The organism is Vreelandella subglaciescola, assembly GCF_900142895.1.
GTDB lineage: Bacteria > Pseudomonadota > Gammaproteobacteria > Pseudomonadales > Halomonadaceae > Vreelandella > Vreelandella subglaciescola.
In genome coordinates, this window is the sequence record NZ_LT670847.1 from 308469 (window position 1) to 334794 (window position 26326).

General features: G+C 60.3%; 24 protein-coding genes and 4 tRNA genes. 18 read left to right on the forward strand and 10 right to left on the reverse strand.

Annotated elements, in window-relative coordinates; genetic code table 11:
- Position 1: 1 nt before the first annotated feature.
- Complete coding sequence (locus B5495_RS01360; protein ID WP_079550658.1) at positions 2–904, reverse strand: acyltransferase; 903 nt, start codon at positions 902–904, stop codon at positions 2–4.
- 125 nt (positions 905–1029) lie between these two features.
- The gene (locus tag B5495_RS01365; RefSeq protein ID WP_079550660.1) at positions 1030–1293 is read right to left on the reverse strand and encodes a GrxA family glutaredoxin; all 264 of its coding nucleotides are present in this window, start codon (positions 1291–1293) and stop codon (positions 1030–1032) included.
- A gap of 164 nt (positions 1294–1457) precedes the next feature.
- Between B5495_RS01365 and hybE the strand changes: the two genes are divergently transcribed.
- Positions 1458–1910, forward strand: coding sequence for a [NiFe]-hydrogenase assembly chaperone HybE (gene hybE, locus B5495_RS01370; protein WP_079550662.1), 453 nt, complete (start codon positions 1458–1460; stop codon positions 1908–1910).
- Here the strand turns inward: hybE and B5495_RS01375 are convergent.
- The 3 genes from B5495_RS01375 to B5495_RS01385 are packed head-to-tail and all read right to left on the reverse strand — an operon-like array spanning position 1907 to position 4249.
- Positions 1907–2446, reverse strand: coding sequence for a response regulator transcription factor (locus B5495_RS01375; protein WP_079550665.1), 540 nt, complete (start codon positions 2444–2446; stop codon positions 1907–1909). The genes hybE and B5495_RS01375 overlap by 4 nt on opposite strands.
- 40 nt (positions 2447–2486) lie before the next feature.
- On the reverse strand, positions 2487–3764 hold the full coding sequence (locus B5495_RS01380) for an ATP-binding protein (RefSeq protein ID WP_079550668.1): 1278 nt from the start codon (positions 3762–3764) through the stop codon (positions 2487–2489).
- Between the two features lie 5 nt (positions 3765–3769).
- A complete protein-coding gene (locus tag B5495_RS01385) occupies positions 3770–4249 on the reverse strand; it encodes a hypothetical protein (protein ID WP_231897211.1) in 480 nt (159 codons plus the stop codon).
- Positions 4250–4444: 195 nt separating this feature from the next.
- Between B5495_RS01385 and pyrC the strand changes: the two genes are divergently transcribed.
- Entirely contained in the window at positions 4445–5482 is a 1038-nt protein-coding gene (pyrC, locus tag B5495_RS01390; protein WP_079550670.1) for a dihydroorotase, read from the forward strand.
- Between the two features lie 31 nt (positions 5483–5513).
- Here pyrC and mtnN read toward each other — a convergent pair whose 3' ends face one another.
- Together mtnN and folD are read right to left on the reverse strand one after the other, a co-directional pair.
- Positions 5514–6221 (reverse strand): 5'-methylthioadenosine/S-adenosylhomocysteine nucleosidase, encoded by a 708-nt coding sequence (gene mtnN, locus B5495_RS01395; RefSeq protein ID WP_079550671.1) that lies wholly within the window; start codon positions 6219–6221, stop codon positions 5514–5516.
- Between the two features lie 54 nt (positions 6222–6275).
- Positions 6276–7160 (reverse strand): bifunctional methylenetetrahydrofolate dehydrogenase/methenyltetrahydrofolate cyclohydrolase FolD, encoded by an 885-nt coding sequence (gene folD, locus B5495_RS01400; RefSeq protein ID WP_079550673.1) that lies wholly within the window; start codon positions 7158–7160, stop codon positions 6276–6278.
- 172 nt (positions 7161–7332) lie between these two features.
- Here folD and B5495_RS01405 point away from each other — a divergent pair.
- The 8 genes from B5495_RS01405 to B5495_RS01445 all read left to right on the forward strand — a co-directional run bounded on the left by B5495_RS01405 (position 7333) and on the right by B5495_RS01445 (position 12520).
- A tRNA-Pro gene (locus B5495_RS01405) sits at positions 7333–7409 on the forward strand.
- A 97-nt stretch (positions 7410–7506) separates the two neighbouring features.
- Positions 7507–7583: transfer RNA gene (locus B5495_RS01410), tRNA-Arg, on the forward strand.
- 66 nt (positions 7584–7649) lie between these two features.
- Positions 7650–7724 (forward strand) — tRNA-His (locus B5495_RS01415).
- Between the two features lie 58 nt (positions 7725–7782).
- Positions 7783–7857 (forward strand) — tRNA-His (locus B5495_RS01420).
- A 396-nt stretch (positions 7858–8253) separates the two neighbouring features.
- A complete protein-coding gene (locus tag B5495_RS01425; protein ID WP_079550676.1) occupies positions 8254–9495 on the forward strand; it encodes an NAD(P)/FAD-dependent oxidoreductase in 1242 nt (413 codons plus the stop codon).
- A 90-nt stretch (positions 9496–9585) separates the two neighbouring features.
- Positions 9586–9795, forward strand: coding sequence for a putative motility protein (locus B5495_RS01430; protein WP_079550679.1), 210 nt, complete (start codon positions 9586–9588; stop codon positions 9793–9795).
- Positions 9796–10002: 207 nt separating this feature from the next.
- Positions 10003–11592, forward strand: coding sequence for a peptide chain release factor 3 (locus B5495_RS01435; RefSeq protein WP_079550681.1), 1590 nt, complete (start codon positions 10003–10005; stop codon positions 11590–11592).
- A gap of 154 nt (positions 11593–11746) precedes the next feature.
- A complete protein-coding gene (locus B5495_RS01445; protein ID WP_079550683.1) occupies positions 11747–12520 on the forward strand; it encodes a TatD family hydrolase in 774 nt (257 codons plus the stop codon).
- 9 nt (positions 12521–12529) lie between these two features.
- Here the strand turns inward: B5495_RS01445 and ygfZ are convergent, their stop codons facing one another.
- Complete coding sequence (ygfZ, locus tag B5495_RS01450; RefSeq protein WP_079550685.1) at positions 12530–13516, reverse strand: CAF17-like 4Fe-4S cluster assembly/insertion protein YgfZ; 987 nt, start codon at positions 13514–13516, stop codon at positions 12530–12532.
- A gap of 161 nt (positions 13517–13677) precedes the next feature.
- Here ygfZ and B5495_RS01455 point away from each other — a divergent pair, with 161 nt between their 5' ends.
- The 6 genes from B5495_RS01455 (at position 13678) to B5495_RS01480 (ending at position 21068) form a co-directional block, all read left to right on the forward strand.
- Positions 13678–13875 carry a hypothetical protein gene (locus B5495_RS01455; protein ID WP_079550688.1) on the forward strand — a complete coding sequence of 66 codons (198 nt, stop codon included), beginning with the start codon at positions 13678–13680 and terminating at the stop codon, positions 13873–13875.
- A 30-nt stretch (positions 13876–13905) separates the two neighbouring features.
- Positions 13906–15930 (forward strand): excinuclease ABC subunit UvrB, encoded by a 2025-nt coding sequence (uvrB, locus tag B5495_RS01460; protein WP_079550689.1) that lies wholly within the window; start codon positions 13906–13908, stop codon positions 15928–15930.
- Positions 15931–15933: 3 nt separating this feature from the next.
- Positions 15934–16761, forward strand: a complete 828-nt coding sequence (nei, locus tag B5495_RS01465; protein WP_079550691.1) for an endonuclease VIII — start codon at positions 15934–15936, stop codon at positions 16759–16761.
- A 235-nt stretch (positions 16762–16996) separates the two neighbouring features.
- Complete coding sequence (locus tag B5495_RS01470) at positions 16997–18505, forward strand: fumarate hydratase (RefSeq protein ID WP_079550693.1); 1509 nt, start codon at positions 16997–16999, stop codon at positions 18503–18505.
- Positions 18506–18634: 129 nt separating this feature from the next.
- Positions 18635–20053 carry a cardiolipin synthase gene (cls, locus tag B5495_RS01475; protein ID WP_079550696.1) on the forward strand — a complete coding sequence of 473 codons (1419 nt, stop codon included), beginning with the start codon at positions 18635–18637 and terminating at the stop codon, positions 20051–20053.
- A gap of 97 nt (positions 20054–20150) precedes the next feature.
- Positions 20151–21068: a LysR substrate-binding domain-containing protein gene (locus B5495_RS01480; RefSeq protein WP_079550699.1), complete on the forward strand. Its 918-nt coding sequence runs from the start codon at positions 20151–20153 to the stop codon at positions 21066–21068.
- A gap of 45 nt (positions 21069–21113) precedes the next feature.
- Here the strand turns inward: B5495_RS01480 and B5495_RS01485 are convergent, their stop codons facing one another.
- A complete protein-coding gene (locus B5495_RS01485) occupies positions 21114–22208 on the reverse strand; it encodes a bifunctional nicotinamide-nucleotide adenylyltransferase/Nudix hydroxylase (protein WP_079550701.1) in 1095 nt (364 codons plus the stop codon).
- A 240-nt stretch (positions 22209–22448) separates the two neighbouring features.
- On the opposite strand from B5495_RS01485, the gene B5495_RS01490 reads away from it, so the two are divergent.
- On the forward strand, positions 22449–23369 hold the full coding sequence (locus B5495_RS01490; RefSeq protein WP_154045177.1) for a YihY/virulence factor BrkB family protein: 921 nt from the start codon (positions 22449–22451) through the stop codon (positions 23367–23369).
- 7 nt (positions 23370–23376) lie between these two features.
- On the opposite strand, the gene B5495_RS01495 is transcribed toward B5495_RS01490, so the two are convergent.
- Positions 23377–24315 carry a D-2-hydroxyacid dehydrogenase gene (locus B5495_RS01495; protein ID WP_079550705.1) on the reverse strand — a complete coding sequence of 313 codons (939 nt, stop codon included), beginning with the start codon at positions 24313–24315 and terminating at the stop codon, positions 23377–23379.
- Positions 24316–24510: 195 nt separating this feature from the next.
- Here B5495_RS01495 and aspS point away from each other — a divergent pair, with 195 nt between their 5' ends.
- On the forward strand, positions 24511–26292 hold the full coding sequence (gene aspS, locus B5495_RS01500; RefSeq protein WP_079550707.1) for an aspartate--tRNA ligase: 1782 nt from the start codon (positions 24511–24513) through the stop codon (positions 26290–26292).
- Positions 26293–26326 lie beyond the last annotated feature (34 nt).

The following is a 26326-nucleotide window of genomic DNA, read 5'->3' on the forward strand; positions in this document are numbered from 1 at the left end:
CCTAGCGTCCGGTAGCGCCGCCAAGCTGTGCGTCCAGCTGGCGATCCTTTTCCTGCCAGAGTGCATTGATCCATAAGTGGAAGCGTTCCTTGTGCTGCGGGTCGGCGTGGTTGGGTGCGCTGTGCATCCAGGCGGGTATGTCGAGTTTGCGTGCGGTTAGCGTGACCGGGGCTTCCTGACCGCATAAAAACCGCCAGAAGCTGGGCGCGGGATCGGCATAGCTGATAGTGACATCCACAATGCCGTCAAGCCGATCACCGAGCAAGCTGAGTACCTGGGCCACGCCGCCGGCCTTGGGTTTCAGCAGGTGGCGATACGCGCCGTGTGGATCGTGGCGTTGCTGCGCCTCGCGCTTGGCCGGGGCAAAGCGCGTGCCTTCGAGAAAATTAAAGATGGCAATGGGCTGGTGACGGGCGCGCTGACACATGCGCTCGGTGGCGCGGCGGTCGGTCTCGGCCAGTTTGGGGTTCTGCGCCATTTGCTCGCGGCTGTAACGGCGCATGAACGGGAACTCAAGCGCCCAGAAGGCCAGTCCCACCACGGGAATCCAGATCAGCTGGGTCTTGAGAAAAAAGCGCGGCATGGGCACCCGGCGGTGCAGCACCATCAGCAGCATGAAAATATCGGTCCAGCTGCGGTGGTTGGATATCACCAGCCACCATTTGTCCGGGCTTAGTCCGTCGGGCACTGAGGCGCTGAGCGAGGGCTTGAGCCAATGGCGCATCCACCAGAGGTTAAAGCCGATCCAGTTGAGGGCAATGGCGTTAAGGCCCTTGAGTACCGCCGGCTGAAGCGTGCGAGGCGCAAGGATTTTGACCAGTGTGAGCCCGATTAACGGCAGCGCCCAGAACAGCGTGTTGCAGGCCAGCAGCAGGATGCTGACCAGCCCGATAGCAATTGGCATACTCGTTTACCCTGCAGCAATTTATCCTGTCGTCAAGCGGCCCGATGGCAGCGTTGAAGCGAGGACGCTGCCCCGATAGCAGGAAGAATATAACAGGAGATGCATGAAGGGCGCGAGACGCCGTGTCAGGCACTTAGCGCAGGGTGGCGGCTGACGAACTGATCAAATTCGGTAAAACCGCCGATATGTTGCTGATCCACAAACACCTGGGGCACCGTCTGTATAGGCTTGCCGGCGAGTTTGGCAATATCGGCTTTGGTGATGCCTTCAGACGGCATATCAACGTAGCGCACGCCGTCGATCTGGCCGCTTTTTTCGAGCTGTTCGGCCAGCATTTTGGCGCGTACGCAGAACGGGCAGGATAAGCGCCCATAGATAACCACAAACATGCTCATGACTCCTGTATTGGATTCGAACTATTTTGTGCCTATTGTGACGCAGTCGCGCTCCAGCCTCCAATAGAACTCTGCTACACAGGCGATTAAGCCGCGTTATCATGTGGCCCCGAATCGTTTCAAAACACGCTTAACCCACTGTCACGGGAGACGTCTGGATGCACGCAGCAACGCCGAGCGGCGAAGAATACGCCATGTTGGCCGATATGGCGCGGGCGTATCGCGACGAACACCTGGTCGCGCTCAAGCAGTTGGCCTGCTACAACCCGCATCTGGGGGTGGATGCGCTGTGTTTTCAGCGCCTGAGCGACGAGGGCGGCGTAGCGATGCTGGCCGGCGCGCTGATCACGCCCTGCGCGCTGTGGCTGGTGGCGTTGCCCCTTGAGAATGGCGCGGTGAACCATGCTGCTGAAACACCGGCAGCCAATGAGCACGTGCTGGCGCTGCCTTCTGGTGACTACCGGCTGGAGCGTCATGCGTTTGGTCAGCAGGCGTGGTATCAGCGGCGTGTGCTGGATGATTTAAGCGAGCTTGGCAGCATGCAGGAAGCCACACGGCTGGCGCAGCAGCTGATGGCACGGCTGATGCAGCCCGCAGTAGACGACGCCTAGCGCCGTACCGGGCGCTTTTGCAGCTTGCGCTGCAGCGTGCGCCGGTGCATGCCCAGCGCTCGGGCGGTGGCGGAAATATTGCCGTCGTGTTCCTGCAGCACCTTCTGGATGTGCTCCCAGGTAATGCGGTTGACCGAGGGTGGGTTGTCAGCGACTTCGGTATCGGGATCACCCTGCTGGTGCTCGAAGGCTCCCAGCACGTCGTCGGCGTCGGCCGGCTTGCACAGATAGTTGGCCGCGCCCAGCTTGATCGCTTCAACCGCCGTGGCGATGCTTGAGTAGCCGGTGAGCACCACAACGCGGCATTGGGGCACCGCGGCGAGCAAATCGGGCAGCAGCTTCAACCCCGAGCTGTGCTCCAGCTTGAGGTCCAGCGTGGCCATGGTGGGTTTAAGCTCAACGGCCAGCGCCAGCGCCTGATCGGCGTCATGGGCGACGCTGACCTCAAAGCCGCGCCGGCTCAGCGCGCGGCTGAGCACATGGCAGAACATTTCGTCATCATCGATGATTAACAGGCGTTGTGCAGGCGTTGGCATAATGTCCTCGACTGATGTTGATCTTGCACCCGGCGCCGCGTCATCGCCAGGCGGTGGGCGGCATGCTGTGCGGTAACGTGACTTCGGTCAGCGTACCGCCATCCGGATGATTATACAGGCTGACGCCGCCGCCAAAGCGGTTGATGGTCGCGTGGGTCAAAAAGAGCCCGATACCCATGCCCTTGCTTTTGGTCGAGACAAAGGTCTCGCCCAGCTGGTCGGCAATGGCGAGTTCGACGCCGGGGCCGTGATCGCGGATGTCGATCACCACGCTGTCATCCTGCCATTCAAGGCTGATGGCAATGTCTTCCGGGTTGGCATCGGCGGCGTTATTGAGCAGGTTGGTCAGCGCCTGATCCAGCGTCGCATCTACCGCCAACCAGGGGCGGCCGCGGTGCTCGGTTACCGTCAGGCGGTGGCTGACATCAGGGCGCAGCACCAGCCAGCGCTGCACCACGCCGGACAGCCAGGTGGCGCCGTCGAGTATTTCAGGCTCGGCCATGCGCCGGCGGTCGGCGCTGGCCACCAGGTTTTGCAAGCGCGACTTGCAGATATCGACCTGCTGGCGCAAAAGCGTGACGTCCTGATGCAGGGGCGTGCCATGGTCGGTTTCGTTTTCCATTTCGTTGAGCAGTATCGCCATGGTAGACAGCGGCGTGCCCAGTTCGTGGGCGGTGCCGGCGGCCTGGGTGGCAACGGCGAGCACCTGCTCATTGCGCAGCGCCGCTTCACGGGTGCGCGAGAGTGCACGGTCGCGGCGCCTTAGCGCGTGGGCCATCTTGTAGATAAAAAACGTCACCAGCCCCGCCGAAAGGCCGAAGTTCAGCCACATACCCAGAATGTGCAGACTGAGCGTGGAGTTGCCGATCATATGCAGCTGCGGAATCGGATGGTAATAAAACATCAGAAAGCTGTAGCCGGCCATGGCGCAGGCGGCAATCACCCAGGTGTGCCACCAAGGCAGCGTGGCGGCGGCAATGGTGACCGGCACCAGATAATAGGTGATGAACGGATTGGTCGCGCCGCCGGTAAAGTAAAACAGCAGCGTCAGCCCGGCGATGTCAGCCAGCAGGTGCAGCAGGTATTCGGTGTGCTCCACGTCCCGGGGGCGTCCCAACCGCCACCAGGTGGCGATGTTGAGCGCACCCATGGCAATTACTACGCTGACTACGGCCGGCACGGTCATTTCAAAGCCGAGTAGCTCCACCCCCACAATAATGGCGAGTAAAAAGCCCGTCCAGGTAATGCCACGCACGATGGTCAGGCGTACCAGGTTGCGGTTGGGCGTGGACAGCGGCAGGGGAAGCTCGGTGGGCATAAGGATCAGCTCGTGCTGTTGTCTTGGGAACCGTTGCTTTTGGAACTGTTATTTTTGGCGCTACTGTTTTTGAAACCGTTGTTTTTGACACCGTGGATCAGGAACCTGATGAACAGCGTCACCATGAACGTCAGCCAGCCGGCGCTGGCGAGCACGTTGACGACGAGCATTTTCGGCGGTAGCCAGGCGCCACCGAATATGGCGTCGAATATCAGGTAGAGCGCCATGGCCAGCAGCAGCGGCAGCGCCAGCAGATGGACCCACATATCCGTGCGGCGTTTGCGTACGTGGTAGCGGCGCAGCAGAAAACGCAGCGGCCGGTGCACCCAGCTGAAGAAAGTGACGGTGCCGATAAGCAGCACGGCAGCCAGCGTCGGTTCGCTGCTGCCCTGATAAACCGAGAGTGAAATCGACCAGCCAAGGCCTAGCCACATCAGGCCTTCAAGGCCGGCCACAACATCGGCGTAGCGGCGCACGTTATGCATAAAGTAAATCCCTGGTACCCGAACGACCGCCAATGATACGCCACTTGGCGCGTTCTGTGCGCGGCGCGGCGTGTGGTTTTCTCTGCGATTTATCTGGAATGTCGATGCGTTATACTCTGGCCGCCCGATTATTAAACACGCCAGTGTTAGCATTAATGCTAACACTGGCGTATTCAACGCCTGAGAGGAAAGCCTGTGGACGCCATTACCCTGACCCGCCCGGACGACTGGCATTTGCACCTGCGCGACGACGCCGTGCTTGACGCGACGGTCGCTTATAGCGCCGCACAGATGGGGCGGGCGATCATCATGCCCAACCTCAAGCCGCCGGTGACGACCACTGAACAGGCCGTGGCCTACCGCGAGCGGATTCTGGCCGCGCTGCCGGAGGGTGCTGACTTTGATCCGCTGATGACGCTGTATTTGACGGATACTACACCGTCCGAGGAGATCGAACGCGCCCGGCAAAGCGGCGTGGTCAAGGCCGTCAAGCTGTATCCGGCGGGGGCCACCACCAACTCGGCGTCGGGCGTGACCGATCTGGCCGGGTGCGATGCGACCATTGCCGCACTGGCCGAGTCGGGGATGCCGCTTTTGGTACACGGCGAAGTGACTGATGCGGATGTCGATATTTTCGACCGCGAGGCGGTGTTTCTCGAGCGGGTGCTGGCGCCGCTGTTAAAACGCCACCCCAGCCTGAAAGTGGTGTGCGAGCACATTACTACGGCGCAGACGGCGGATTTTGTGCTGGGGGCGGGTGACAACGTGGCGGCCACCGTGACGCCGCAACATTTGCTGCTGAACCGTAACGATATGCTCGTCGGCGGGATTCGTCCGCACTATTACTGCCTGCCGATCCTCAAGCGCGAGCGCCACCGTCAGGCGTTGGTAAACGCGGTGACGTCAGGCAGCACGAAGTTTTTCCTCGGCACTGACAGCGCCCCTCACGCCCAGGGCGATAAAGAATCCGCCTGCGGCTGTGCCGGCGTGTTTAGCGCCCCGGCAGCGGTTGAGCTTTACGCCACGGTGTTTGAACAGGCTGGCGCGCTGGATAAACTGGAAGCCTTTACCAGTCATAACGGCGCCGACTTCTATGGCCTTGCACGCAACACCGGCAAGGTCACCCTTGAGCGGCGCGACTGGCAGCTGCCGGAAAGCTATGCCTACGCCGGCGGGCATCGCATTGTGCCGATGAAAGCTGGCGAAACCCTGAACTGGAAGCTGGTGCGCTAAAGCGGTTTAAAAGCGCCTCACGCCTCACGCCTCATGCGTCAGCCAGCTGGCGTAGAATCTGGTCGACCATGCGCGAGGAGCGCTGGGCGGCCAGTTCGAGAAATTTCTCAAACGAGAGGTGGTTGTCGCCGCTGCCGGGAATGTCGGAAAGTGCACGAATGACCACGAACGGGCAGCTAAACAGGTGGCAGGCCTGAGCGATGGCGGCGGCTTCCATGTCCACGGCAAGCATCGACGGAAAGCGTGCGCGGGTGGCGTCTACTTGCGCGGGGTCGGCCATGAAGCTGTCGCCGGTGGCAATCAGTCCCTCACGGACACCCACTTCGTCGAGCGCCTTGACGGCGTGTCGGGCGATCTGGCGCAGGCCGGCATCGGCTTCAAAAGCGGCGGGCATGCCCGGCACCTGACCGAATTCGTAGCCGAAGGCGGTGACGTCAACATCGTGGTGGCGTACTTCATCCGATACGACAACGTCGCCGATGCGCATGTCGCTGGCAAAACCGCCCGCCGAGCCGGTGTTGATGATGGCGTCCACGCGATATTGCTCAAGCAGCACGGCGGTGCCGACCGCAGCATTTACCTTGCCAATGCCGGATTGCAGTATCACCACGTCGAGGCCGTGGCGGCGGCCGGTATAAAAGATGCCGCCGGCGTGCTCATGGCGCTCGGCGTTTTCCAGTTGGCTGGCCAGAATGCTGACTTCCTGCGCCATCGCGCCAATGATTCCAATACGCTGCAAGGCGTTCTCCTTTGGCTACTCGCTCGGGCTATTCATTCGGGCTATTCTTGCGGGCTATGCCGGCTCGGGTTCGTGGTATGCGCTGGATGGGTCGTGCAGTTCCGCCGCTTCGAGGGTGTTTTCCAGCAGCGTGGCCACCGTCATCGGGCCGACGCCACCGGGGACCGGGGTAATGTGACCGGCAAGCTCTGCCGCGGTGTCAAAGTCGATGTCGCCGGTCAGCTTGCCGTCGTCCTGACGGTTGATGCCCACGTCGATGACGATGGCGCCGGGCTTGGTCCATTCGCCCTTGACCAGCCCCGGCTTGCCTACGGCCACGACCAGCACGTCCGCGCGGCGCACGTGTTCTTCCAGGTTTTGCGTAAAGCGGTGGCATACCGTGGTGGTGCAGCCGGCAAGCATCAGCTCGAGAGCCATCGGACGGCCGACAATATTGGAGGCGCCGATCACCGTGGCGTCCAGTCCGCGTACCGGCAGGCCGCTTTTTTCCAGCAGCGTCATGATGCCTTTGGGCGTACACGGACGCAGCGCGGGAATGCGCTGAGCCAGACGGCCAAGGTTGTAGGGGTGAAAGCCGTCGACGTCCTTGTGCGGAAGAATGCGCTCAAGGATCGGGCGGGCATTCAGGTGTTCGGGCAGGGGCAGCTGTACCAGAATGCCGTCGACCCGGGGGTCGTCGTTGAGTGTATCGACCAGCGCTTCCAGCGTGTGCTGGGGCGTGTCGGCCGGCAGCTCGTGCTGGAAAGAAATAATGCCGGCCTGTTCGCAGGCGCGGTGCTTGTGCTTGACGTAGATTTGCGACGCCGGATCACCGCCGACGATTACCACGGCGAGCCCCGGGGCGCGAGCGCCGACGCTAAACCGCGCGCCGATCTTCTCGCCAACCTGCTGGCGTACATCGGCGGCGATGGCTTTACCATCGATCAGTTGGGCAGTCATCAGTGCAGTCCCTCGTGGATGAGATGAGAATAATGGGGTAATTTTCGCATGCCGGGGCGGTAAGGCAAAGTCGGACAATAAATCTGGCGTTGTTGGTTGACTTTAAATAGGAAAACAGTAGTATAAGCCTCGCTTGAGACGAGCCATGCGGTAACGTCATAGGTGACAGGTTCGGGATGTAGCGCAGCCTGGTAGCGCGCCTGCTTTGGGAGCAGGATGTCGGGGGTTCGAATCCCTCCATCCCGACCACGCCTGATGTGGAAGTTGGCGTTTTGTTTATCCAAGCGTTAGCTTTGGTGCAGTGCTCTTACGTAGCTCTAGTGATTTTTGCTAGCAGATATACAGTGCGCTCATAGCTCAACCGGATAGAGCAACGGCCTTCTAAGCCGTAGGTTGCGGGTTCAATTCCTGCTGGGCGCGCCAGTTTTCACTGAGCAGCAAGCCCGGTGTCAATACAGCTCAAGTAGATTGTAAGAATTGCTTTTAATGGTGGGTGTAGCTCAGTGGTAGAGCCCCGGATTGTGGCTCCGGTGGTCGTGGGTTCGATCCCCATCATCCACCCCATTAAAGCAAGTGTAAAACAGCCAGCGAAGCAACGCTGTCTGCGCAGTAATCGGTTGTGGTGGGTGTAGCTCAGTGGTAGAGCCCCGGATTGTGGTTCCGATGGTCGTGGGTTCGATCCCCATCATCCACCCCATTACCGATTTCCTTCCTGATTAATTCGTCATCCCTTTCGTTTTATCCCGCACTCTCGCTATTGCGCGAGCGTTTTTGCGTCTTGGTTTTCTCCTGTTTTCTATCGTTGCCTGCATTCTGCTTTTGCCTATACGGTATAAGGCTGCTTGGCGTATGCCGTGCGCGGCGGTGCGTCGGTCAATAAGTTTGGGCGATTCCTCTATATACGTATATTTTTTAGGATTTTGCGCTGTCCTTGTCCCTGAAAAGAGCTTATCAGGCTATATAAAAACGCTATATTTAGTGATATTTTTTATTATAGCTGCGCAGCACTCGCTGCGCGTAAAACCTCATTGATACTGCTGGCAGCCGGGTTAAGGCGGCCGGCAACTATTCTATAGATTCAGGGGAGCAGGATATGGCGCGTCGAACGCTGGTGCTGGGGGCAGGAATGGTGGGTGTCAGTATTGCCTGGCATTTGGCCAAACGCGGGCGTGACGTGGTGATGATTGACCGCCGGGAGCCGGGGCGCGAAACCTCGTTTGGTAACGCCGGCATTATTCAGCGCGAGGCCGTGCGCCCCTACGCGTTTCCGCGCGATGTGAAAACCCTGCTCGGCGTATTGCCCAACCAGCGCGTGGATATCCGTTATCGCCCGTTTGGCATGCTGCATGCCGCCACACCGCTGCTGCGCTATTGGCTGAACTCCGCACCCAAGACGTATAAGCACATTGTGCCGGAGTACGCGTCGCTGATTAAGTGCTGCCTCGAGACCCACGCGACGATGATTGAAGCCGCGGGTGCTGAATCGCTGATTCAGAAAAACGGGTTTCTGGAGCTTTTCCGCAGCCAAACGCGCTTTGACAAGCGAGTGAAAGAGGCCGAGGAAGGGCGTCAACGTTTTGATGTACGCTTCAAGGCACTCGACCGTGAGGCGGTCGTTGCCAAAGAGCCCGACCTGAGCGATGACATTATCGGCGCGATACACTGGCTCGACTCCTGGACCGTTGCCGACCCCGGCGCGTTGGTGGCGGCCTATGCGCGCGCCTTTGAAGTGCAAGGCGGTAAGCTCCTTAAAGATGATATTACCGACGTGGCGAAAACGGAGGACGGCTGGCGCGTGACGACTGCCACGCAGACGCTCGAAGCCGACGACGTCGTCGTGGCGCTGGGCCCCTGGGCGGGGCGCTGGTTGAAGCCGCTGGGCTATCATTTCCCCACGTTTGTGAAACGCGGCTACCACATGCACTACGCCAGCAAAGAGAATGCCAGGCTCAACCACTGGGTGATGGATTCAGAGGTGGGCTATCTGCTGGCGCCCATGAATGCCGGCGTGCGGCTGACCACCGGTGCTGAGCTTGACGATCTGGATTCGCCGGCTCACGTTGAGCAGCTGGCCTCGGCGGAGAAAGTCGCGCGTACGCTGTTTCCGCTGGGTGAGCGCCTCGACGCCGAGGCGTGGAAGGGCGCTCGCCCGTGCCTGCCGGACATGAAGCCCGTGATTGGCCCCGCGCATCGTCACAAAGGTCTGTGGCTGGCGTTTGGTCACGGCCATCAGGGCTTCACCCTGGGGCCGGCTACCGGTGAGTTGTTGGCTAACATGATGGAAGGCGACAAAACCGCGATTGATATGGCGCCGTTTCGCGCCGACCGGTTTTAGGCCGTAGCGCCATTTTGCGCGCTGTTGAAAGCTTTGCTATTGTTGCAGGCAGCAAGAGTTGTCAACCATTTTTAACTCAAGGAGTCTGCGATGGATGTTTCCATAAGCAATATGGTTAGCCAGTCGCTGTATATGAATCAGGCGCAGACGGCGCAACAGGCGCAGATGCACATCTTCAGGGAGTCGCTGGATAATCAGCAGCAGCAGGTAACGGCGCTATTGGAATCCGCCACTACCGGCGGCCAGATGGATCTTGCCACCGAAGGCAGCGTGGGCACTCAGGTCAACACCTACGCGTAGTGGCTGGGCCTAATGGCTTAGGTTGATATTGAAAACGCCGGCTTTTTAGCCGGCGTTTTTGTATCTGGGCGGCGGCGCTATAACAGGGCGGCTGTATGCCGTTTCGTCGGTTATGCGTTACTATGCGCGCCTTGGCTGGGCCTAGCGGCCTACACACGGCCTATTGTTCAGAATGTCCAATGTTCAGAATGTCTAATCGAGAGTCCCATGTCTGACGCTATTGTCGCGCGCGAGGCCGATCTTCGGCGCACCTTCGCCATTATTTCGCACCCCGATGCCGGTAAAACCACCATTACCGAAAAAATGCTGCTGTTCGGCAATGCCATTCAGATGGCTGGCTCGGTCAAGAGCAAGCGTAACGACCGCAGCGCCACGTCCGACTGGATGAAGATGGAGCAGGAGCGTGGTATCTCGGTCACCACCTCGGTGATGCAGTTCCCCTACGGCGGGCGGATGGTCAACCTGCTGGATACCCCCGGCCACGAAGACTTCTCCGAAGATACCTACCGTACGCTAACGGCGGTGGATTCGGCGTTAATGGTGATCGACGCGGCCAAGGGCGTGGAGGCGCGTACCGTCAAGCTGATGGAAGTCTGTCGCTTGCGCACCACGCCGATTTTGACGTTCATCAACAAGATGGACCGCGATACCCGCGACCCCATCGAGGTGATGGACGAGGTGGAAACGGTGCTTAACATCCAGTGCGCGCCGATGACCTGGCCGATTGGCATGGGTCGCCACTTCAAGGGCGTATACCACCTCTACAACGACGTGATTCACCTCTACACCCAGGGGCAGGGGCAGCGTATTCCCGACGACAAGCGCATCGAAGGGATCGACAGCCCCGAAGTGGACGAAGTGCTCGGCGAAGACCAGGCCGAAGAGCTGCGCATGGAAGTCGAGCTGGTGCGCGGCGCTTCCCACGAATTCGATCTTGAGGCCTATCGCCGAGGTGAGCTATCCCCGGTGTATTTCGGTACCGCCATGGGCAACTTCGGCGTGCGTGAAATGCTCGACGGCTTTGTCGAATACGCGCCGCCGCCGCAGTCACGGGACACCGATACCCGCGAAGTGACCGCCGACGACGAACGCTTTTCGGGTTTTGTGTTCAAGATCCAGGCCAACATGGACCCCAAGCACCGCGACCGTATCGCCTTTTTACGCGTGTGCTCGGGCAAGTACGACAAGAACATGAAAATGCGCCATGTGCGGCTGGGCAAGGACGTGAAAATTGCCGATGCGCTGACGTTCATGGCAGCAGACCGCTCGCAGGTGGAAGAGGCCTGGCCGGGGGACATCATCGGGCTGCACAACCACGGCACGATCCAGATCGGCGATACCTTTACCCAAGGCGAAGAGATGCGCTTTACCGGCATTCCGCACTTTGCCCCTGAGCTGTTCAAGCGTGTGCGCTTAAAGGATCCGCTGAAGATGAAGGCGCTGCAAAAAGGCCTGCAGCAGCTCTCCGAAGAAGGCGCCACCCAGGTCTTTATGCCGGTGGACAACAACGACCTGATTCTGGGCGCGGTAGGCTCGCTGCAGTTTGACGTGGTCGCCCACCGCCTGAAAGAAGAATACAAGGTTGACTGTATCTACGAAGGCGTCAACGTGCATACCGCGCGCTGGGTGTACTGCGACGACGCCAAAAAGCTTGAGGAATTCAAGCGCAAGGCGAGCACCAATCTGGCTATCGACGGCGGCGGCTGCCTGACCTACATCGCCCCCACTCGGGTCAATCTGCAGATGACCCAAGAGCGCTGGCCGGAGGTGCGCTTCCAGCACACGCGCGAGCACTAGGCTTTGTACGAAAAGTGCCTGCGCTTGCCCATGCTGTGTTAAAAACCAGCTAAAAATGCTCATTTACACGCTGTAAACTGCGCTTTTTCGCTGTTTTTTGCCTTGCCTGACCTGCGCTCGACGACTTTTCGGACAAACCCTAAGGTGTGTGACCATGCTAATCGACGCGCACTGCCACTTGGATTTTGCCGCTTTTGACGACGATCGCGACGCGATGTTTGCCCGCGCCCAAGCGGCGGGGGTGCGCCACTTTGTGGTGCCGGGCACCACGCGCAGTGGCTGGCCCGGCGTGCTGGCGCTTGCCCAGCGTGATGACGTCAGCGCGTGTCTGGGGCTTCACCCCTACTTTATAGATGCGCATCGGCTGAAAGGTGACGCGGACATCGAAGCGCTGGACATCGCACTCGGCGAACATTTAGACATCGTGGCGGTGGGAGAATGCGGCATCGATGTCCGCTTTGGCGATACGCTGGATGCCCAGTGGCAGCTGTTCGATGCTCAGCTGCGCCTGGCCAGGCAATATAAACTGCCCGTGGTGATTCACTGCGTGCACGCCAACGATCAGGTGGCCAAGCGGCTGCGCCAGCTGGCCCTGCCGGCGGGCGGGCTGATTCATGCGTTTTCCGGCTCGCCTCAGCAAGCACAGGCATTTCTGGATCTGGGCTTTATGTTGGGTCTGGGTGGGGCGGTGACGTACCCGCGTGCCAAGCGCCTTCAGCGGATGGTGAAAGCGTTGCCGCCCGACGGTTTTGTGCTGGAAACCGACAGCCCCGATATGCCGCTTGACGGCTTTCAAGGCGAGCGCAACGAACCCGCCAACGTCGCCCGCGTAGGCGCCCGCATCGCCGCGCTTCGCGATGTTGCCCCCTCCACCATTACCACCCAGTCCACGGCCAACGCCCGCGCTTTATTTTCGCTGCCACTGTAACGATCGTGTTTATGAAACGTTATCGGCCAGCACTTCGGGGTCGAGGCGTTCGATAGTGTAGGGCAGTTCAGCAAGCGTCAGATCAGCCCCTTCGATACATAGCGCCGGTGATTGCTCAAGCGGCCGGGTGTTCAGCACGGCGAGCACGGCATATTGGCCATTTTCCATCGAGGCGCTGGCGACCACCTCGCCGATGTTTTTGCCGTCTTCGCCGCTGTCTTCCTTGATGGTAATGCTGGCGCCGTTGTCGGGTGGCGTGCCGGCGTCGAGGTAGCCAAGGCTCAGGCGCTTTTTCACCTGACCGCGAAAATGCGCCCGGGCCACGACTTCCTGGCCGGTGTAGCAGCCTTTCTTGAAGCTGATGCCGCCCAGCGCTTCCCAGTTGAGCATTTGCGGCAGGTAGGCATCCTGCTGATCAGCATCGAGCCAGGCCAGCCCGCGGCGAATATCCGCCAGCTGCCAGCGGCTAGCGTCGGCCTGGGCGTCAAAGCGTGCGGCCTCGGCGTGCGTCAGGCTGAAAACCCAGCGGTAGGTGTCGTTTTCGTCAACGCCCTGGGGGTAGCAAAGCACGTTGGCATTAGCGGTTGATCCTTGTTGCCAAGATGCCTGTGGCAATTCAAGGCCGAGCGCGTCGGCAAGCGTCTTTGCGTCTTGTTCGTTGGCGCCCAGCAGCACGGCGTCCTCGGCGGCTTCAAGGGTCACGCGATAAAACGGCGCGAACTTCTTCAGGTGAGCCATCAGCGGCTCAACCAGCGAGGCCGCGAGCACCAAACGTAGGTGGCCGTCGGCGACGCGCATCAGCTGGCCGTTCGCTAGCATCCGGCCTTTGGGCGTGCAAAAGCAGGTGAGCGGGGCAAAGTGGCCGTTGGCCAGGTTGACCTGAGCGCTGGTTTGCCCCTGTAAAAAGCCGGCGACATCATCGCCTTTGATATCCAGCGCCGCCAGATGCGTCAGCGGCGCGGTCGCGGTGAGCGCGATGGGGGACTCGGTCGGCATTCTATCTCCTTGCTTGAAAACGGCTTTAGAAAACGGCGCTTGAAAACAGCCGTTAACCCTACCATGTATTGCCGTGGTGGCTTAATGGCAGGCATCTGGCGCCATGTTACACTGGCGTTTCGTTAAATAATTTTTGTATGGGTTTTGCATAGGGTTTTCTCATGGCGCAGCAGTCACTGACGTTTCGCGGCGTAAAAGACGCCGAGCAGGTCAACCAGATAACTACCGCGCTGATGATGCTGGACGGCGTCGATAGCGCTGAGGTCGGCATTCACGGTGCCGAGGTGGACGGGCGCGCCCGTCGCGACGCGCTAATTCGCGCGATTGACGCGCTCAAGCTGGGCGTCAAGGTATCGTAGAGGGCACCCCGTGCCGGTTCAGGAGATCCGATGAGTAAAGCTTTCCGTCTGCAGTCCAAGTTTTCACCCGCAGGTGACCAGCCAGCGGCCATTGCCGGGCTGGTCAAGGGTCTGGAGGCGGGGCTTTCCCACCAGACGCTGCTGGGCGTTACCGGCTCGGGCAAGACCTTCACCATGGCCAACGTGGTGCAAACGCTGCAGCGGCCGACCATCGTCATGGCGCCCAACAAGACGTTGGCGGCTCAGCTTTACGGCGAGTTCAAGGCGTTCTTTCCGGATAACGCCATTGAGTATTTCGTCTCCTACTACGATTACTACCAGCCCGAAGCCTACGTGCCCGCGTCGGATACGTTCATCGAGAAAGACGCCTCGATCAACGACCATATCGAGCAGATGCGCCTGTCGGCCACCAAAGCACTGCTTGAGCGCCGCGATGCGCTGATTGTGGTATCGGTCTCGGCGATTTACGGCCTGGGTGACCCCGAGCAGTACTTGAAAATGCGCCTGCACTTTAACCGCGGGGAAGAGATCGACCAGCGCGCCTTTCTGCGCCGCCTGGCCGAGCTGCAGTACACCCGTAACGATACCGATTTTCGTCGGGGTAACTACCGCGTGCGCGGCGACGTCATCGATATTTTCCCCGCCGATTCTGAAGAGGAAGCGGTGCGGGTTGAGCTGTTTGACGACGAGATTGATACCATTCGGCTGTTCGATCCGCTCACCGGCGCCGTTCGCGGGCATGTGCCGCGCATGACGATCTACCCCAAGTCGCACTACGTCACCCCGCGCGAAACCATTGTCAAAGCGATCGACTCGATCAAGGCCGAGCTGGTCGAGCGGCTGGCGTGGCTGCGCCAGCACGACCGCTTGGTGGAAGCGCAGCGCCTTGAACAACGCACGCTTTACGATATCGAAATGATGTTGGAGCTGGGCTACTGCAACGGCATCGAGAACTACTCGCGCTATCTTTCCGGGCGCAACCCGGGCGAAGCGCCGCCGACGTTTTTTGACTACCTGCCGGACGACGCGCTGGTGCTTATCGACGAATCCCACGTTAGCGTGCCCCAGGTTGGCGGCATGTACAAAGGCGATCGTTCGCGCAAGGAAACCCTGGTGGAATACGGCTTTCGCCTGCCTTCCGCGCTGGATAACCGGCCGATGAAGTTTGCCGAGTGGGAAGCCATTTGCCCGCAGACGATATTCGTTTCAGCAACGCCCGGGCCTTACGAAGCCGAGCACGCCGGCCAGGTGGTCGAGCAGGTGGTGCGCCCCACGGGGCTGTTGGACCCGGAGATCGAAGTGCGCGCGGCTACCACTCAGGTAGACGACCTGCTCTCTGAAATACGCCTGCGCGCCGAGGTGGGCGAGCGCGTTTTGGTTACCGTGCTGACCAAGCGCATGGCCGAAGACCTGACCGAATACTTCGACGATCACGACGTGCGCGTCCGCTACTTGCATTCGGACATCGATACCGTCGAACGGGTGGAAATCATCCGCGATCTGCGGCTGGGCAAGTTCGACGTTTTGGTGGGTATCAACCTGCTGCGCGAAGGGCTGGATATTCCCGAGGTCTCGCTGGTGGCGATTCTGGACGCCGACAAGGAAGGCTTCTTGCGCAACGAGCGCTCGCTGATTCAAACCGTCGGGCGCGCGGCGCGTAACGCTAATGGCAAGGCGATTCTCTACGGCGATCGGGTGACGGTCTCGATGCAGCGTACCCTTGACGAAACCCAGCGCCGGCGCGACAAGCAAACGGCGCACAACGAGGCGCACGGTATTACGCCGACCAGCATCTCGCGCTCGGTGGCGGACATCATGGAAGCCGGCCAGGCCCCCGGCGCCAAGAAAACCAATGGCCGCGGCAACGAGCGCAAAGTCGCTGAGCCGGCGGTGCAGTACGATCCTGCCGGTATGGGGCCGGAGGAGCTGGCCAAGACCGTTAATAAACTGGAAGACGCCATGTTTGAAGCGGCGCACAGCCTTGAGTTTGAGCAGGCCGGCAAGCTGCGCGACCAGCTCCATGTGCTTCGGGAAAAACAGCTGGAGGTTGGCTGATTCATGCCCGAAGGTCCCGAAATCCGCCGCGCGGCCGACCGTGTTGAACATCAGCTGGCCGGTGGCACTATCGAACACGTCTGGTTTGCCTTTGAGGCGCTGAAACTCCACACCGCCTCGCTGATTGGCCGGCGCGTCGAGCGGGTAGAAACCCGCGGCAAAGCCATGTTGACGCGCTTTGATGATGGTCGCGTGCTGTATTCGCACAACCAGCTTTACGGCTTATGGAAGCTCCACCGTGCCGATGAGCCGCCGCAAACTACGCGTTCGCTGCGCGCAAGGCTGGTAGTCGACGGCCGCGCGGCAAGCCTTTACAGCGCCTCGAGCATCGCCATGTGGCACGCCGATACGCTAGGCCAGCAGCCGTTTTTGGCACGGCTGGGGCCGGATTTGCTCAGCGAAGCCGTTAGTGAAGACGCCGTGCTGGCGCGGTTGAACGAAGCGCGCTTCAAGCGCCGCGGGCTGGGTGGGCTGCTGCTGGATCAGGGCTTTGTGGCGGGGCTGGGTAACTACCTGCGCAGCGAAATCCTGTTTTTTGCCGGCCTGCATCCCAAGCGGCGCCCGGCTGATTTGGATGATGAGCAATGCCGCCAGCTGGCGCGCTATATGCTGGCGCTGACCTGGCAAACCTACCGCAGCGCGGGCATTACCAATACGCCCGAATGGATCGAAGCCGCCAAGGCGCAGGGCGAAACGCGCCCGCAATGGCGCTTTGCCGTGTTTGATCGGCAGGGGCTTGCATGCCACCGGTGCCAAACGCCGATTGTGCGCACCATGGTCAGTTCGCGGCGGCTATATTTGTGCCCGCTATGCCAGCCGGAAAGTGGCTAGCCTGAATGGTTGGCGTTGTAATAAAAGTTATACCGTTATATTGCGCTGTGACATCAACATTGATGATGGCGGCATCCTGTCTGGCCGGTTAAACCGCCACGTGGAGCAGGGCACCCCACCAAAGGCTAACTTTATCGCCGTTTCACCGGCTGCGGAGCATGGCGGCAATACGGTATAATGGCACGACGCTGCCGCCTGGCGCGCCTAACGACGATAATTCAGGAGCCGCTTCTCCATGACCGTGATTCGACAGGACGACGTGATACAAAGCGTCGCCGATGCGCTTCAGTATATTTCCTATTACCACCCCAAAGATTTCATCGACGCCATGGCGGCCGCCTACGAGCGTGAAGAAAACCCTGCCGCCAAAGATGCCATCGCCCAGATTCTGATCAATTCGCGTATGTGCGCCATGGGCCACCGGCCGATTTGTCAGGATACTGGCATCGTCACGGTATTCGTCCACGTGGGCATGAACGTACGCTTTGATGACGCCAGCATGAGCCTTGACGACATGGTCAACGAAGGCGTGCGCCGAGCTTACAAGCTGCCTGACAACGTGCTGCGTGCATCAATACTTGCCGATCCCGACGGCAAGCGCGCCAACACGGGGGATAACACGCCGGCCGTCATTCACCACAAGCTGGTGCCCGGTGATACCGTCGAGATTCACGTTGCAGCCAAGGGCGGCGGCAGCGAAGCCAAGTCCAAATTTGCCATGCTCAACCCGTCGGACAACGTGGCCGATTGGGTGATGGAGCAGCTGCCCAAAATGGGCGCCGGCTGGTGTCCGCCGGGCATGCTGGGCATCGGCATCGGCGGTACTGCCGAAAAAGCCATGGAGCTGGCCAAGGAAGCGCTGCTCGATCCCATCGATATTCAGGACCTGCAGGCGCGCGGCGCGCAAAACCGCAGTGAAGAGCTGCGCCTTGAGCTGTTCGACAAGGTCAACCGCAGCGGCATTGGCGCCCAAGGGCTGGGCGGGCTGACCACGGTGCTGGATATCAAGGTCAAGGATTACCCGACCCACGCGGCTAACAAGCCGGTAGCGATCATTCCCAACTGCGCAGCGACCCGTCACGCGCAGTTTGCGCTGGATGGCTCGGGCCCAGCGACGCTTGAGCCGCCGCGGCTGGAAGACTGGCCGGAGATCACCCGCGAGGCGGGGGATAACGTCAAGCGTGTTGATCTGAACAGCATTACGCCGGAAGACGTCAAGGCCTGGCAGCCCGGCGATACGCTGCTGCTCAGCGGCAAGCTGCTGACCGGCCGCGACGCCGCGCACAAGCGCATGATCGATATGCTGGCGAAAGGCGAGCCGCTGCCGGTGGACCTGAAAGGGCGGTTTATCTACTACGTCGGGCCGGTTGATCCGGTGGGCGCTGAAGTGGTGGGGCCGGCAGGGCCGACGACCGCCACGCGGATGGACAAGTTTACCCGCACGCTGCTCGAAGAAACCGGCCTGCTGGGCATGGTCGGCAAAGCCGAACGCGGGGAAGCGGCGATCGAGGCGATCCGCGACAATCAGGCGATCTACCTGATGGCCGTGGGCGGCTCGGCATATCTGGTGGCGCAGGCCATCAAGCACTCCCGCGTGGTAGGCTTTGAGGACTTGGGGATGGAGGCCATTTACGAATTCGACGTGGAAGATATGCCCGTCACCGTAGCGGTCGATACCCAAGGCACCTCGATCCACCAGACCGGGCCGGCCAAGTGGAAAGCGATCATCGCCGAAACAGCGTAAGATATTCTTGCTCGATGCCTGACACACAAAGCCCCGTTCAACGGGGCTTTGTTGTTGAGTCACTGTATTCAATGAGTGGATTAAAGCCGGCGCAAAAGCGTCACCCAGACACTGAACGATGGAGCCTGTATGACCTCCTCGCTGCTTGGCTTAAGCATCGCGCTGATTTACCTTCTGGGCATTGTATCGGCCATTATGGCGCTGATGTCGAGCCGCACGTCCCAGGGGGCGGTGGCATGGATTATCTCGCTGCTGACCTTTCCCTACGTTGCCGTTCCCGCCTACTGGCTGTTTGGCCGGCCGCGCTTTTACGGCTACGTGTCGGCGCGCGGCGCCCGCGACAGCGTGCTGCGCCAGGTGCTGTCGCGCTACCGCGATAACGTGATGCCGCACCTTGCGCAGCCGGGCAGCGCGGAGATTCAGGCGGTTGAACAGCTGGCCATGATGCCGCTGACGCAGGGTAATCAGGCAGCGCTGTTAATCGACGGTGAGGCCACGTTTGCCAGCCTGTTTGCAGGGTTGGCAGAGGCGCAGGAGTATATCCTGCTGCAGTTTTTCATCATTCGCGACGATGCGCTGGGACGCAAGCTGCAGGGGCACCTGATCAAGGCGGCCCAGCGCGGCGTGCGGGTGTATTTTCTGTATGACGAAATCGGCAGCCATGCGCTGGGCGAAGGCTATCTGCGCGATCTGGAAGAAGGGGGCGTTGAGGTGAGCGCGTTTCGCTCCTCGCGGGGTTTCAGGCATCGTTTTCAGCTGAACTTTCGCAACCACCGCAAAGTAGCCGTGGTTGACGGCAAAAAAGGCTGGGTGGGCGGCCTTAATGTGGGCGTGGAATACCTGGGACAAAGCCCACGCCACGGCGCCTGGCGTGACACGCACCTGGTGCTTGAGGGGCCCAGCGTTCTGGGGCTACAGGAGGCGTTCTGGGAAGACTGGCACTGGGCCACGGGCGAGGTCATCAGTCTGGGCTGGCTGCCCCACGCCACGTCGGCGGCAGACCACCGCGTGGTGATTGTGCCGTCGGGCCCGGCCGACGAACAGGATACCGCAAGCCTGCTGGTGCAAAACCTGATTCATAGCGCGCATGAGCGGCTATGGTTGACCAGCCCTTATTTTGTGCCCGATCAGGGCGTGCAGGATGCGCTGCGGCTGGCCGCCATGCGCGGCGTGGACGTTCGCGTGATGATGCCCGAGCGCCCCGACCATCTGCTGGTGTTTTTGTCAGCGTTCGCCTTCCTGCCCGATATGCTGCGTGCCGGGGTGAAAATATACCGTTATCTACCAGGGTTTTTGCATCAGAAAATTATCCTTATCGACGGCAGTGCCGCAAGTGTCGGCACGGTCAATCTGGATAACCGCTCGTTTCGGCTCAATTTTGAAATTACCGCGTTTGTTCCCAGCGTTGAGTTCGCCACCGAGGTAAGCAACATGCTGGAAGAAGACTTTACCCGGTGCCGCGAGGTCACGCTTGAAGAGCTGCGCCAGCAGCCACTGTGGAAGAAGGTCATATCGCGCGCGGCTTATTTAACATCGCCTATTCAATAGCCGGCATGGCAGAATACGGAATTTACAGCGGCCCTGGCCGGACAGGCAGTAACGTGCAGGCAGGCAGCAGCTCTTATCAGTCAGCAAGGAGACTCGGGTGAATCTGGAAACGAAATGGCTGGAAGATTTTGTTGCCCTGTCCAATACGCGCAGCTTTTCCGCCTCTGCCCGACAGCGCCACGTGACCCAGCCGGCCTTTAGCCGGCGTATCCGCGCGCTTGAGCAGGCCGTGGGCGTAACGCTGGTCGACCGTTCCACGACGCCGATTGGTCTGACCTCGGAAGGGCAGCTGTTTCTGGTCACGGCGCGCAATCTCGTCGAGCAGCTCAATGAGTCGCTGAGCCACCTGCGCGGGCTGTCGATTGCCAACGAGGCGCTGGATATTGTCGCCGCGCACTCCCTGGCGCTAAGTTTTTTCCCACCGTGGATTTCACGCCTGCAAAAAGGGCTGGGCGAGCTACCCACGCGCCTGGTCGCCACCAACGTCGGTGATGCCATCCACGTGCTGCGCGAGGGCAACTGCGACCTGATGCTGGCGTACTACGACCCGTTTGCCACCATGCAGCTTGACCAGAAAGTGTTCCCATCGTTTTCCATCGGCAAGGTCAAAATGCTGCCCGTGACGCTACCCAATGCCAACGGTGAGCCGCGTTATTCGCTGACGGGTGAGGAGCCCATCCCGTATCTGGCTTATACCCAGGGCGCGTTTTTAGGCCGTAGCGTACGTATGCTGCTGAAAAACGACCCGCTGCGTATGCGTCTGCGCACCGTTTATGAAACGGCCATGGCCGAAGGCCTCAAGGGCATGGTGATGCAGGGCGTGGGCGTGGCCTGGATTCCCGATTTTTGTATTCGTGAAGAGTTGAAAGCCGGCCGTCTGGTACGTGCCGGCGACGAGGTCTGGGATATCCCGTTGGAAATACGCCTGTATCGCTGTTCGCTGGTACATAAACCCGGCGTGGAAAAACTCTGGCGGCAGATGATGGAACTGCCGCGAGACTTTTTGCAGGCCTGAGATATGAGCGGCCTATCAGGCTACAGGCGTGCGCTAACCCCCGGCTCAGGCGCCGCCGCTGAAATCGGCGGGCAGCCCGAGAAAGTTCTGAATGATAAAGAAATGATCTTCAAACAGGCTGTCCGGCTCCAGATCGGCAAGCGCCACCCAGCGCGCGTGGTCGCCGCCCTTGACCGGCTTTAAGCGCGGCAGCTGCTGATCCGGGCGCAGGGCAAAGTAAAACGCTTCGGCCAGGGTGCGCCCGCGCCAGCTGCGGTGGGGCTCGTCGAACAGTCGCTGCCCGCGCAGCGAGCCTTTCAGCACCGGCTCGGGCACCTTGAGCCGAATGCGTTCGCGCAGCTCGCGCAGGCAGGCGTCCAGCAGCCGTTCGTGGGGGCTGATAAACCCGCCCGGCAGCGCATAAAGCCCTTTACCCGGCGCTGATGTGCGCCGCGCCAGCAAAATATGCCCGGACTGTACGACCACTGCGTTCACGGTCACGAAAATCGGCGGATAGGGCGCGTCTGCCCAAGCGTTGCGATACTGGTCCAGCAGCCGCTGCTCTTCGATCAGCTGAGCGTAAAATGACGTCTGGCAAAAGTCGTCAATGCGCTCCACCACGCCCGGGGGCAGGTCGTGCAAGGCACCGGTGCTCAGGTAGTCAGCGCTTGAAGCGGGCGAACGAAACACGCGCTCGCGTATCTGGCTGGCGGAAATCCCCTCGACCAGCGGCACGCTGACGGATTCCCACTGGGGAAACAGCGACAGGTAATAGCTCGACTGGCCGCGGCTGGCACCAATCAGCCCGATGCGCGGTAGGCGCGCGTTATCCGGCGTGGTCAGGTTGCGCACCCGGCTTTGTACATCGCGGACCCAGACGTCGTCGTTGTACAGCGCGTCCAGCAGCGGAGTGATTTCCAGCCGCCGGTTATCGGCGTCGTCAAAGCCCGAGCGGAGCATGGCCTGACGTTCGTCAAAGCGCCAGGGGTTGCGCAGGGAGCGCGCCTGCCATGCGGAGCCGACGAGCACGATTACTTTGCGTGCGCGTTTTAACGCCTCGCGTATCACGGCCAAGTGCCCCAGATGCGGCGGCTGAAAGCGGCCGATAAATACCAGACAGTCGAAATCAAAACTCGTCGCAGCCGGGCGACACTGAGGCATAGTAAGGTCCTTTTTATGCGGTACTTTTTATACAGTATTTTTTTATGCAGTACTGTTTATGCAGTACTGTGCGGATAATAAACGGCGTTTGTTACGCACCTGTCGTCGGGTGTGAGCAGAACACGAATATAGCGCGTCATTATGGCAGCGGGGCCGTAGTGTGTAACCTTTTCCGCCTGCGAAAGTCGGGTGTGTCACGTATGCTGCACATAGCACTAATAAAAAACAGGGATGCCAACAATGAAAAGCACAGTTATTTTCTGGAGCAAGGTGTTTCAAGACGCCGTCAGCGTGTGGCTTGAGCGTAACGCGTTCAGCTATGCGGGTTCGCTGGCGTTTTATACGCTTTTTTCTCTGGCGCCAACGGTGATTATTGCCGTTACCGTGATTGGCGTAGTGATGGGCGAGGAAGCAGCGCAGGGCCAGATTGTGGCGCAGCTGCAAGATACGTTGGGGCCGGACGCGGCGCTGGCCATTCAGGATGCGGTCGCGCAGTCGCGTCCTGAGCAAGCCGGTATCTGGCCCACGTTGCTCGGGGTGGGTACGCTGATGATCGGTGCGACCACCGTCTTTGCCCAGATGCAGTTTTCGCTCAATACAATTTGGGGGGTCACGGCAAAACCCACCTCCAACAGCCTGTTTATTTTTATTAAAAATCGCCTGTTATCGATGACGGTGGTGCTGTCCATCGGCTTTATTCTGCTGGTGTCGCTGGCGTTGGGGGTCATGGTCAGCAGCATGCTGCGCGCCGCCAACGGTCTGTTGCCGTATACGGTGGTGCTGACTCAAGGGGCCGAATCGCTGGTGTCGCTGGGCGTGGTGATATTGCTGTTCGCGACGATTTTCAAGGTGCTGCCCGACGTGGTGCTGGGTTGGAAAGACGTGCTGGTCGGCGCGGTGGTCACCGCCGTTCTGTTCACTATCGGCCGCAGCGTGATCGCGCTGTATCTGGCCTATACCGCCACGGCGTCTACCTATGGCGCCGCCGGTTCGGTGGTGATGATTCTGCTGTGGGTGTACTACTCCTCGCTGATCCTGCTGTTTGGCGCTGCGTTTACCCGCGCGCTGCTGCTGCGTCGGGGGCGCAAACTGGTGCCGCGCAACAGCGCCGTGCTGGTCAAACGCGAGTTGGTCCATGATTTAGACGCGGACAACACCTAGCCGTTGCTTATGCGTTGGCAAAGCCGGCAATGTTGTCGGCGGTCAGCGCAATGATCTTTTGCCGCGCTTCGGGCGTAATCCAGGCGTTGTGCGGCGTGACGATCAGATTCAGCGGCTCGGTCAGCGCATCAAGCATGGCGTGGCCGTCCCGGGGCGGCTCGCTGGGCAGGGTATCAATACCCAGCCCGCCAAGGCGGCCGGCACGCAGGGCGTCGAGTGCGGCGTGTTCGTCAATAATGCCACCACGGGCGCAGTTGACGATCAGCAATGACGTCTTGGCACGTTTCAGCCGCTCGGCGTCAATCAGGTGCCGGGTAGCCTCGGTCAGCGGGCAGTGCAGGCTGAGTACGTCGGCGTCGGGCAGCAGCGCATCAAGCGACGGGCGCTGGTCGGCGGCCGCGTTTCCCGGGCGGGCGGCAAAGCTTATGCGCATGCCAAAGGCCTCTGCCAGGCTCGCCACGGCGCTGCCCAGCTCGCCCTGGCCGACGATGACCAAATGCTTGCCGGCAAGCTCCAGCGTGGTATGATCCTGCAGACAGAAAAAATCGCTTTGTTGCCATTGGCCGTGTAACACATCGCTTTGGTAGCGGGGCAGCCGGTTGGCCAGCGCGAGAATCAGCATCATGGTGTGCTGTGACACGCTACGGGTGCCGTAGCCGACAACGTTTTTGACCGCGATGCCCCGGGCACTCGCGGTGTCCATGTCGATGTTGTTAAGCCCGGTTGCCATCACGCAAATCAGTTTGAGCCGGGGCAGGGCGGCCAATGTTTGCGCATCAAGCACGACCTTGTTGACGATGGCGATATCGGCATCAACGAGCCGCTCACGGGCGTTTTCGGCGGTGCTTTTATCGTAGACGGTCAAGTGACCGACCTGATCGCGCACGGGGCTCAGGTCAACGGCAGGGCCTAAGCTTTGTGCATCCAACATAACGGCGTGAGCCATTTTGACCTCCTTATAAAGGGTAAGCGCAGCGAGCCTTGCCCGCCGAGGGTAACAAAAGGGTATAATACCCGTTGCAGAAAATAAGCGCCGAACCGCTTGCCGATTGCCCGGCATGCAAGCGCGATACATTATCGCGCCTGGCCGGTGCCCGGTGCCGAACACGTTTATTTGCCACGAAACACAACAGGATTTGACATGCGCAGCCATTATTGCGGCCAGCTGAACGAAACATTGGTGGATCAAACGGTCACCGTTTGCGGGTGGGTACATCGTCGTCGTGATCACGGCGGGGTGATTTTCCTCGATATGCGCGATCGCGACGGCATTGCTCAGTTCGTGGTCGATCCGGATACCGTTGATGCGTTCGCCAATGCCGACCGCGCGCGCGGTGAATACGTGCTGCGCATTACTGGCAATGTACGTCTGCGCCCTGACGGCACGCAAAACCCCGACATGCCCACCGGCATGATCGAAGTGCTGGCCAAGGACGTTGAGGTGCTCAATACCGCCGCAACGCCGCCGTTTCAGCTCGACGATCACGGTAAGGTTGGCGAAGAAGTGCGCCTCAAGCACCGCTACGTTGATCTGCGCCGCCCGGACATGATTCAGAAGCTGCGCCTGCGTTCGCGCATTTCGCACAACGTGCGGGCGTTTCTGGAACAGGAAGGCTTTCTCGACATTGAAACGCCGGTGCTGACCCGCGCCACGCCGGAGGGCGCGCGCGACTATCTGGTGCCCAGCCGTACGCATCCGGGCGAATTTTTCGCTCTGCCCCAGTCGCCGCAACTGTTCAAGCAGCTGCTGATGGTCGCGGGCTTTGATCGCTACTACCAGATCGCCAAGTGCTTCCGCGATGAAGACCTGCGCGCTGACCGTCAGCCGGAGTTTACCCAGATTGATATCGAAGCCTCGTTTATCGAGGAAGACGATATCATGGGCGTTACTGAAACCATGATCCGCCAGCTGTTTGGCGAAGTACTCGACGTGGCGCTGCCCGAGTTTCCGCGCATGACCTGGCACGACGCCATGCAGCGCTTCGGCTCGGACAAGCCCGATCTGCGGATTCCGCTGGAGCTGACCGACGTTGACGACCTGATGAAAGACGTCAACTTCAAGGTGTTCTCCGGCCCGGCCAACGCCGACGACGGCCGCGTGGCCGCGCTCAAGGTATCCGGCGGCGCCTCGCTGTCGCGCAAGGCGATCGACGAATACACCCGCTTTGTGGGTATTTACGGCGCGAAAGGGCTGGCCTGGATCAAGGTCAACGAGCGTGCCAAGGGCATTGAAGGCCTGCAGTCGCCCATCGTCAAGTTCATGGATAACATCATCGAAGACCTGCTTGACCGCGTTGATGCCAAAGACGGCGACATCATCTTCTTTGGTGCCGACAAGGCCAACATCGTCAACGAAGCCATCGGCGCGCTACGCGTGCGTCTGGGCGCTGACCTTGAGCTTTACACCCACGACTGGGCACCGCTGTGGGTTGTCGACTTCCCGATGTTTGAAACCGACGGCAGCGGCCGCTTGAGCCCGCTTCACCACCCCTTCACTGCGCCCGCTTGCACGCCCGAAGAACTCAAGGCCGATCCCGCCAACGCGCTTTCTCGCGCCTACGACATGGTGCTCAACGGCACCGAGCTTGGCGGCGGTTCGATCCGTATCCACGATCAGGCCATGCAGAGCACGGTGCTCGAGATTCTGGGTATCGGCGCAGAAGAAGCTCAGGAGAAGTTCGGCTTCCTGCTGGACGCCCTGCAGTACGGCGCGCCGCCCCATGGCGGGCTGGCCTTCGGTCTGGATCGTTTGGTCATGCTGATGACCGGCGCGACCACCATCCGCGAAGTCATCGCCTTCCCCAAAACCCAGAGCGCGGCCTGCCTGATGACCAACGCCCCGAGCGACGTCACCGCCGAGCAGCTGAAAGACCTCAACATCCGCCTGCGGCAAAAAGCCAAGGTCGAAGAAACCGTCGAATAGCCTTCGCCAGACGGCGTGTTTGATCCGATGACAC

What these genes read in the sequence shown, in the direction of transcription:
- B5495_RS01360 (WP_079550658.1), bottom strand. Translation starts at nt 904, where the DNA reads ATGCCAATTGCTATCGGGCTGGTCAGCATCCTGCTGCTGGCCTGCAAC.
- B5495_RS01365 (WP_079550660.1), bottom strand. Translation starts at nt 1,293, where the DNA reads ATGTTTGTGGTTATCTATGGGCGCTTATCCTGCCCGTTCTGCGTACGC.
- hybE (WP_079550662.1), top strand. Translation starts at nt 1,458, where the DNA reads ATGCACGCAGCAACGCCGAGCGGCGAAGAATACGCCATGTTGGCCGAT.
- B5495_RS01375 (WP_079550665.1), bottom strand. Translation starts at nt 2,446, where the DNA reads ATGCCAACGCCTGCACAACGCCTGTTAATCATCGATGATGACGAAATG.
- B5495_RS01380 (WP_079550668.1), bottom strand. Translation starts at nt 3,764, where the DNA reads ATGCCCACCGAGCTTCCCCTGCCGCTGTCCACGCCCAACCGCAACCTG.
- B5495_RS01385 (WP_231897211.1), bottom strand. Translation starts at nt 4,249, where the DNA reads ATGCATAACGTGCGCCGCTACGCCGATGTTGTGGCCGGCCTTGAAGGC.
- folD (WP_079550673.1), bottom strand. Translation starts at nt 7,160, where the DNA reads ATGACTGCCCAACTGATCGATGGTAAAGCCATCGCCGCCGATGTACGC.
- B5495_RS01425 (WP_079550676.1), top strand. Translation starts at nt 8,254, where the DNA reads ATGGCGCGTCGAACGCTGGTGCTGGGGGCAGGAATGGTGGGTGTCAGT.
- B5495_RS01430 (WP_079550679.1), top strand. Translation starts at nt 9,586, where the DNA reads ATGGATGTTTCCATAAGCAATATGGTTAGCCAGTCGCTGTATATGAAT.
- B5495_RS01435 (WP_079550681.1), top strand. Translation starts at nt 10,003, where the DNA reads ATGTCTGACGCTATTGTCGCGCGCGAGGCCGATCTTCGGCGCACCTTC.
- B5495_RS01445 (WP_079550683.1), top strand. Translation starts at nt 11,747, where the DNA reads ATGCTAATCGACGCGCACTGCCACTTGGATTTTGCCGCTTTTGACGAC.
- ygfZ (WP_079550685.1), bottom strand. Translation starts at nt 13,516, where the DNA reads ATGCCGACCGAGTCCCCCATCGCGCTCACCGCGACCGCGCCGCTGACG.
- B5495_RS01455 (WP_079550688.1), top strand. Translation starts at nt 13,678, where the DNA reads ATGGCGCAGCAGTCACTGACGTTTCGCGGCGTAAAAGACGCCGAGCAG.
- uvrB (WP_079550689.1), top strand. Translation starts at nt 13,906, where the DNA reads ATGAGTAAAGCTTTCCGTCTGCAGTCCAAGTTTTCACCCGCAGGTGAC.
- nei (WP_079550691.1), top strand. Translation starts at nt 15,934, where the DNA reads ATGCCCGAAGGTCCCGAAATCCGCCGCGCGGCCGACCGTGTTGAACAT.
- B5495_RS01470 (WP_079550693.1), top strand. Translation starts at nt 16,997, where the DNA reads ATGACCGTGATTCGACAGGACGACGTGATACAAAGCGTCGCCGATGCG.
- cls (WP_079550696.1), top strand. Translation starts at nt 18,635, where the DNA reads ATGACCTCCTCGCTGCTTGGCTTAAGCATCGCGCTGATTTACCTTCTG.
- B5495_RS01485 (WP_079550701.1), bottom strand. Translation starts at nt 22,208, where the DNA reads ATGCCTCAGTGTCGCCCGGCTGCGACGAGTTTTGATTTCGACTGTCTG.
- B5495_RS01490 (WP_154045177.1), top strand. Translation starts at nt 22,449, where the DNA reads ATGAAAAGCACAGTTATTTTCTGGAGCAAGGTGTTTCAAGACGCCGTC.
- B5495_RS01495 (WP_079550705.1), bottom strand. Translation starts at nt 24,315, where the DNA reads ATGGCTCACGCCGTTATGTTGGATGCACAAAGCTTAGGCCCTGCCGTT.
- aspS (WP_079550707.1), top strand. Translation starts at nt 24,511, where the DNA reads ATGCGCAGCCATTATTGCGGCCAGCTGAACGAAACATTGGTGGATCAA.